Here is a 7,243-nt window from a genome sequence, read left to right as displayed (position 1 = left end):
CCATCGGAGGCGGCTTCCGAGTCCCCGCGATCATCGTCTCGCCCTGGACGGTGGGGGGTTGGGTGGCCTCGGAGGCGTTCGACCACACCTCGGCGCTGCGGTTCCTGGAGCGCTTCACGGGGGTCGAGGAGCCCAACGTCAGTGACTGGCGGCGGTCGACGTTCGGCGACCTCACGTCGGCGTTCCGCTTCTCGCACGGGCGTCCGCGTCCGCCGCTCCTGCCCGACGACATGGCACAGCGACTGGCGAAGGCGAAGGAGCAGGTGGCGACACTGCCCGCACCCACCCTTCCGGGTGCCGACCAGTCGTTCCCGCACCAGGAGACGGGAGACCGTCCGCACGTCTGACGGCGGCGCGTCCCCGGCCCGGAGCAGGCTGGCGGTGGCCGTGCAATTCACGGGCTCCGGGATCAGCTCTGCCCGAGCCGTCGAGGAGCGCCAGCGGAATGGCCGGCGGTCTGTGCGGGCCGTCCTCGGCGTGGCGTACGCCTTCATGGCGTCGGCCGCAGTTCAGGTCGGATTCGTTGGCCCGAGCGAGCCGCAGCTGGGTGAAGGTGCCCGCGATGAGCAGGGCGAACAGGGCCAGCGACCCACTCTCCCGTCGACACGCGGCACGAGCACGTTGTCCTCGTGGGCGAGGCGGGCGTGGACACCGGACGATCTCCTGCACTGGGACGGGCGAGGTGCTGACGGAAATCGCGCCTCGCGCCTCCGCGGCGCCAGTGGCAGGCCGGGCTGTGCCGGGGACCGGCGTTCGGGGGCAGTGACAGGGCCCCCACACGCCTGCCACACAGGTCAGCGCGGTGTGACACTGACCGTATGGCATCCGCGCAGAGCAGCAGCGGCGGTATGGAGCTGGGCCAGTTCCTGCGCGCGCGCCGCACCCAGACCCGCCCCGACCAGGTCGGCCTCACCGTGGGTCCCGGGCTGCGCCGCACCCCCGGCCTGCGCCGCGAGGAACTGGCCACGCTCGCCGGCATGAGCATCGACTACTACGTCCGCATGGAGCGCGGCAAGGAGACACGCCCCAGCCCCGCCGTGCTCGACGCCCTCGCCCGCGCCCTGCGCCTCGACGACGCCGAGCGCCAGCACCTGCGCGAGCTCGCCACCCGGGCCGCCCGCTATTCCCCCGAACCTCCACCGCCGCCCAGCAGGACCGTGCGCCCGCATCTGAAGCTGGTCCTGGAGACGCTCCGGCCGAGCCCCGCCTACATCATCAGCCGCAGCATGGATCTGCTCGCCTGGAACCCTGGCGGCCTCGCCCTGTACGCGGGCCTCGCCGACTGGCCCGTCCAACAGCGCAATCTGGCCCGCTACTTCTTCCTCCACCCCACCGCGCGCACCCTCTTCCCCGACTGGGACGAGCTGGTCCGTGGCTGCGTCGCACGGCTGCGCGGCCTGGCCGGCACCGCCCCCGACGCCCCCGACCTCACCCACCTCGTGGGTGAACTCCTCCTCAAGAGTCCCGACTTCGCCAAACTGTGGGAGCGTTACGACGTCGTCGGACGCAAGAAGATCCAGAAGACCTTCCACCACCCCCAGGTCGGCATCTTCACCCTCAGTGGCCAGAGCATGAACCTCGAAGGCACCCCGGGCCAACGCCTCGGCGTCTACACCGCCGAACCCGGCACCCCCGACCACGATGCCATGCTCCTGCTCGACGCGATCGTCCCCGAGCCCGCCAGGCACCCGGACATGACGGCGAAGCCGCAACCGCACTCACAGCCCTGACCGAGGCCTCCGCGGCGGTCTGATCGGTCAGGAAGGGTCACCGGGCGTTTGCCAGCAACTGCTCCGACAGTGTCCACAGCCGTCGTGCGTTCTGCGGGTCGACGGCGTAGCGGGCGACTCCATGCAGCGTGCCGGAGCGACGGTCGACGACCTCGGTCTCGTTGCAGTCGACGAAGTAGCGGCCGCCGACACCGTCGAGGAGCGGGGAGGTGGCGAGGAGCACGGAGGTGGCGGCGCCCTGCTCGACGGTCTTGATGAGGTGGGCGGGAACCCTTCCGCTCCCGCGGCCGCCGGTGTGGCGCTGGAGGTTGGTGTAGATCGCGCCCGGCATCAGAGCGTTGGCGGTGATGTTGTCGCCGGCCCAACGACGGGTCGCCTCCACAGCGAAGAGGATCCTGGCGTCGGCGCCGCCGTTCCGCCCGCCGGACGCCGAGTCGCCTCCGCTGGTGCTGCGCACGCTCACCGAACGCGCGCTGTGTCTGGCTCTGCCCGCCACCCACCCGCTCGCCCGCGGCGACTTCGTCGACGTGGCCGATCTGCGCGGGCAGCGCTGGATCGCCGGCTCCTCCTCCGGTGAGGAACGGCTGATGGGGGTGTGGCCCGGTCTGGACGAACGGCCCGAGATCGCCCACACCGCCCGCGACTGGCTGGCCAAGCTTCACCTCGTCGCCGCCGGATGCGGGCTGACCACCGTGCCGCCCGCACTCATTCAGGCCGCGCCGCCGGGGGTACGCATACTTCCCGTGCGCGGCGGCCCCCAGGAGCAGCGGCGTCTGTTCGTGGCTCGTCTTCCCCACCCACCGAGCGAGCCGGTCACACGTGTGGCAGCCGCCCTCCGTGCCGCGGCCCTCGACGGCGACCCACCGGGCTCAGACCGGTGACGAGCCCGGTTCCCCCGTGTCACAGCCGGCTCGGGGCGACACGGACGTTGACGTTCTTCATCAGTGGCTGATCGCTTTGCGTGCTGTAGTCGGCGGCGCCGATCAGGGCGTTCATCTCGGGCATGTACCCCGCCGCGCAGCCGCGGGGCATGTCGTAGCTCAACGCCCGGTACCCGGTGAGGGAGCGCTTGCTGCCGTCCTTGGATGTGGCCGTGATGTCGACCATGCTGCCGGGAGTGATGCCGCGGGAGCGCATGTCGGCGCGGTTCATGAGGATGAGCGTGCGCAGGTTCTTGATGCCCCGGTAGCGGTCGTCGTCGGAGTAGATGGTCGTGTTCCACTGGTCGTGGGAGCGCATCGTCTGCAGAACCAACATGTCGTCCTTGGGCACGACATCCGGCAGTACGGCGGCGGAGAACTCGGCCCGGCCGGACGGGGTGAGGAAGACGAGTTCGCGAGCCGGTTGCTTGATCCGGAACCCCAGAGGCAGCCGGACGCGGCGGTTGAAGTCCTCGAAGCCGTCCAGGGTTTGGGCCATGGTGTCCCGGATGCGGTCGTAGTCCTCGATGTACTGCTCCCACGGGACGGCGCTCTCGGGAAGAGTCGCTCGCGCCATGCCGGCGATGATGGCGGGTTCGGACAGCAGATGGGGCGACGCCGGGCGCTTCATGCCGAGCGACAGGTGCACCATGCTCATGGAGTCCTCGACGGACGTGGCCTGCGGCCCACGGCGCTGGTGGTCCTTCTCCGTCCGTCCGAGACACGGCAGGATGAGTGCCTTCTCGCCGTGGACCACGTGGCTCCGGTTGAGTTTCGTGCTGATCTGGACCGTCAGTCCGCAGCGCCGAAGCCCTTCCGCGGTGTACGTGGTGTCGGGCGCGGCCATCGCGAAGTTGCCGCCCATTCCGACGAACACCCTGACCGTGCCGCGGTGCATTCCCTCGACCACGCCGATCGTGTCCAGCCCGTGTGCACGGGGAGGGTCGATGCCGCAGACGTCGGCGAGCCGGTCGAGGAACTCGGGTGTGGGCCGGTGGTCGATGCCGCAGGTACGGTTCCCCTGCACGTTGCTGTGCCCGCGCACGGGCGACGGCCCGGCGCCCTCGCGCCCCAGATTCCCGCGCAGCAGCAGGAGATTGACGATCTCCCGAACGGTGTCCACCCCGTGCTCGTGCTGGGACACCCCCAGACACCAGCTGATCAGGGTCCGGTCGGACCGCGAATACACCTCGGCGGCCTTCAGGATGTCCGCGCGCGTCAGCCCGGACTGGCGCTCCAGCTCCTGCCACGGTGTCGCCTCGCACAGGCCCCGGTACTCCTCGAAACCCTTGGTGTGGCGGTCGATGAACTCGCGGTCGAGTGCCCTCGGGTCCGAGGCCGACTCCTCGATCACCGCCTTGGCCATGCCACGCAGGAGCGCCATGTCGCCGCCCGCGCGGACCTGGAGGTTGAGCGTGCTCGTGCGCGTCGACTTGAACAGGGCCATGTCGACGAACTCGTGCGGGACGATGGTCCGGGTGGCGGCCGCCTCGATCAGTGGATTGACGTGCACGATCTGGGCACCCCGCCGGTATGCCTCGGCGAGCGCGGTCAGCATGCGCGGAGCGTTGGAGGCCGCGTTGACGCCCATGATGAACAGGGCGTCGGCGCTCTCCCAGTCCGCGAGGTCGGCCGTGCCCTTTCCAGTGCCGAGCGACGCCTGCAGGGCGCGTCCGGATGCCTCGTGGCACATGTTGGAGCAGTCGGGCAGATTGTTGGTGCCGTACTCACGGGCCATCAACTGGTACAGGAACGTCGCTTCGTTGCCCAGGCGTCCAGAGGTGTAGAAGGCGGCTTCGTTCGGGTCGTCGAGGGCCCGCAGCTCGCTTCCGACGAGCTCGAACGCGGCCTTCCAGGTGATGGGCTCGTAATGGTCCGTCTCCTCGTTGTAGACCATGGGCTCCGTCAGCCTGCCCGTGTCCTCCAGCTCGAAGTCGGTCCATGTCGCCAGCTCCGAGACGGAGTGCGCGGCGAACAGCTCACGTCCCGCACGCTTGGGCGTCATCTCCCAGGTGACGTGCTTGATGCCGTTCTCACAGATGTCGAGCTTGAGACCCTTGGTGTCGTCGGGCCACGCGCAGCCCGGGCAGTCGAATCCCCCGCTCTCGTGGTTCATCTTGAAGATGGCGCGTGGCCCGTCGATCAGCGCGTGCTCCCGCACGAGGACGTGCGTGACGCTCCTGGCGGCACCCCAGCCGGCGGCCGGATGATGGTAGGTCCGCCGCGACGGCTGCTTCTCGGCGGTGGGGCCCTCGCCTCCAGCCGGTGTACCCGCGCCGTGCGGGGATTCGTTTTCCGCGACCGCCTTGTCGGCATCCGAGGTAGTCTTGCTGCTCAACCCTTCGTGTCTGCTGCCGAAGGAGTATGTGGAAACGCTACAACCATCCTGTGGCTCCCTCAAACGGGCCACCGAATCGGTCCAGGAACTCCTGGGGCGTGAGAGTTCCTCATCGCCTCTCCGGCCCAGGTGAGTTACGTGCCGTCCGCGACCTTCGTGTCGAATTCGGGGTTCCTCAGTCCGTTCACCTTGTCGGCGAGGGACAACAGGACCGAGACGTCGGAGAATCGATCGTCGCGATGGGGAAGACCGCGACCGCGGATCGTCCGGAGAGCACCCATGGCAGTGCGGGCACTGCCATGGCCGGCGCAGCGCGCAGAGCGAAGCGGAGCGCTCCATCCACTGCGTGCAGGGTGAGAGCGCCGCGCGGCGGGAGTACGCGCGTCAACTTGGTGCGGTGGTGGTGGGACATGCCCACTTCTTCGATATCAGTGAACCAGGATTCCTGCGAAGAGGTTGATGGCGGTAGCCAGAATGCTGGTGCCGAAGACGTACGACAGCAATGTGTGCCGGAGCACCATCGAGCGGATCAGCGCACTGGAGACGTCGGTGTCGGAGACCTGGTAGGTCATACCGAGGTTGTAACTGAAGTAGAAGAAGTCCCTGTACGCCGGCGGCTGGTCGGAGTTGAAATCGATACCGCCCCCGGAATCCACGTAGTAGAGGTACGCGTAACGGGTGGCGTACATCAGATGGAGTGCCGCCCAGGCCATGAATACGCCGAGCAGCGCCGTCGCGGCATGGCCGGTGTCGGAGTTGCCGAGCAGGAATACCACGATGCCGACCAGACCGCACAGGGCGACCGTGACGACGACGATTTCCTCGGCGACGGGGCGCAGGTCCTCGCGTCGAGCGTTGCGGCGGGTCGTGGCGGCGTCCATCGGCCACAGCACGATCCAGCCGACCACGACGAAGAATGTCTGGGTCGCGGCGATACCCGTGAGAATGGCCATCGGTGTGTCGCTGGACAATCCGACGGCCACGCCGACCGCCGCTCCGACGGCCACCGCGGCGGCAAGCCGTGGGACTGCGGAAAGCGACAAACGGATGCTCACGCTCACAAGCCACAACGGTAGTGCCTCGTGGCTGCTCGGCACGGCAGGATCGGGACCAGGGGGGGGCGACGGGTATCTCTCCCGCGGCCGGGCGTACGGGATGTCAACGCATCGTGATCGTTTCACGAGCTCCTGAGGGACCGGAACTCCCTACTTGAGAAACCACAGACCCTCGATGTGCCCTTTTCCGTCGAAGACGACACGGAAATCTCCGGGCCGCTTGGCCATGTGCAGTGGTATGTCGACCACCGTCCGATCGCCGGATACGACCTGCCGGGGCTCTCCGTGCGACTGGTAGCGCCCGAAACCGAGCTGGTCCTGGTATTCCTTCCAGGCGTTCGCGAGAACCGCGGGATTTCCCTCTTGTCGAATCGACACGTCGAAGCGCGCTGAGACGGCGACGAAGTTTCCCTTCACGACCTGGTCGAGGGTTTTGAGAGCGAGCTGTTCGTAAGGGGTCCGGCTGGGGGCCGTCACCGATGCCGGGGCCGCGACTGCCGTGTCGACGGGATCGGGCAACGCGTTCGACACGTGCCCGCTGACCAGAACCAGGGCGCTGGAAGCCACGGTGACGGGGAAGCTGAACTTGCTGACTCTGCTGAACATGGATCCTCCCACTGGGTGCCCGTGCCGCGATCATGGAGTGATCATGCGGCCTCTGACCTGACGGTTGTGACGGCGGCGCATTACCTCGAAGGGGAGTACCGTGGCCCCGCAGCAAGCGGCCACCCCTACCCAGATCGGCAGCACGAAAATGAGCGTGAATGAGCTGACGATCCAGCCCGTAGTGAACGTCACGTCGGCCCATAGTGGAAAAAGCGCGAGCCGGGTGGAGAAAAGAGGGATCGGTCGCCTTGGGCTGCGCGACGCGGCGTACTGCACATAGGTGATGCTGGACAATGCTCCGACGATGACGGCGGCCGTGATGGTGATGATCTGCATGAGAATCTCCTGACCTGAGAAATTCTGTATCCAGAAAAGTTCACCGAGGGGCTTCGCGTCATGTCACGGAACAGCGTGACTTGAAATCAGGAACCGATCTTGATAAATGCGGCCGACGGAACGGACCGCTGATCGTCGACGCATGGCTACGCCTGACAGCGACCTAGCCTCGCCGTTTCGGTTGGGGCGATGAGGCGTCGCTGATGGTCAACTGTCGAGTGACTGTGGCGATTTCGGTGTTCAGCCATGGCAGAGTCC

6 protein-coding genes and 2 pseudogenes are annotated in these 7,243 nt (G+C 67.7%); 3 read left to right on the top strand and 5 right to left on the bottom strand.

The features are described 5' to 3' along the window. Positions 1-347 (top strand): alkaline phosphatase family protein (locus ABZ656_RS54850; RefSeq protein ID WP_360279800.1); only part of this gene is annotated, 347 nt, incomplete at its 5' end. A 471-nt stretch (positions 348-818) separates the two neighbouring features. Continuing rightward, a complete protein-coding gene (locus ABZ656_RS54845; RefSeq protein WP_360279798.1) occupies positions 819-1,730 on the top strand; it encodes a helix-turn-helix transcriptional regulator in 912 nt (303 codons plus the stop codon). Positions 1,731-1,767: 37 nt separating this feature from the next. Here the strand turns inward: ABZ656_RS54845 and ABZ656_RS54840 are convergent. Further along, a pseudogene (locus tag ABZ656_RS54840) lies at positions 1,768-2,124 on the bottom strand (oxidoreductase); the annotation flags it as partial. Between ABZ656_RS54840 and ABZ656_RS54835 the strand changes: the two are divergent. Then, positions 2,123-2,611: pseudogene (locus ABZ656_RS54835) on the top strand (LysR substrate-binding domain-containing protein); the annotation flags it as partial. The pseudogenes ABZ656_RS54840 and ABZ656_RS54835 overlap by 2 nt on opposite strands. Before the next feature lie 19 nt (positions 2,612-2,630). Here the strand turns inward: ABZ656_RS54835 and ABZ656_RS54830 are convergent. From ABZ656_RS54830 to ABZ656_RS54815, 4 genes are all read right to left on the bottom strand, one after another. Next, on the bottom strand, positions 2,631-4,988 hold the full coding sequence (locus ABZ656_RS54830; RefSeq protein ID WP_360279795.1) for an FdhF/YdeP family oxidoreductase: 2,358 nt from the start codon (positions 4,986-4,988) through the stop codon (positions 2,631-2,633). A gap of 428 nt (positions 4,989-5,416) precedes the next feature. Next, positions 5,417-6,043 (bottom strand): DUF1345 domain-containing protein, encoded by a 627-nt coding sequence (locus tag ABZ656_RS54825; protein ID WP_180362398.1) that lies wholly within the window; start codon positions 6,041-6,043, stop codon positions 5,417-5,419. A 150-nt stretch (positions 6,044-6,193) separates the two neighbouring features. Continuing rightward, on the bottom strand, positions 6,194-6,649 hold the full coding sequence (locus ABZ656_RS54820) for a DUF3887 domain-containing protein (RefSeq protein ID WP_360279792.1): 456 nt from the start codon (positions 6,647-6,649) through the stop codon (positions 6,194-6,196). A gap of 30 nt (positions 6,650-6,679) precedes the next feature. After that, positions 6,680-6,985 carry a hypothetical protein gene (locus ABZ656_RS54815; RefSeq protein WP_101403074.1) on the bottom strand — a complete coding sequence of 102 codons (306 nt, stop codon included), beginning with the start codon at positions 6,983-6,985 and terminating at the stop codon, positions 6,680-6,682. Positions 6,986-7,243: the final 258 nt, after the last annotated feature.

It is taken from the genome of Streptomyces sp. NPDC007095 (assembly GCF_040634475.1).
Taxonomy (GTDB): Bacteria; Actinomycetota; Actinomycetes; order Streptomycetales; family Streptomycetaceae; genus Streptomyces.
The sequence above is the reverse complement of the archived record's forward strand: the minus strand, read 5'-3'. Positions and strand labels throughout refer to the sequence as shown.

Bases quoted from the DNA above. Each gene is read 5' to 3' on its own strand.
- ABZ656_RS54820 (WP_360279792.1), bottom strand. From the start codon at position 6,649: ATGTTCAGCAGAGTCAGCAAGTTCAGCTTCCCCGTCACCGTGGCTTCC.
- ABZ656_RS54845 (WP_360279798.1), top strand. From the start codon at position 819: ATGGCATCCGCGCAGAGCAGCAGCGGCGGTATGGAGCTGGGCCAGTTC.
- ABZ656_RS54815 (WP_101403074.1), bottom strand. From the start codon at position 6,985: ATGCAGATCATCACCATCACGGCCGCCGTCATCGTCGGAGCATTGTCC.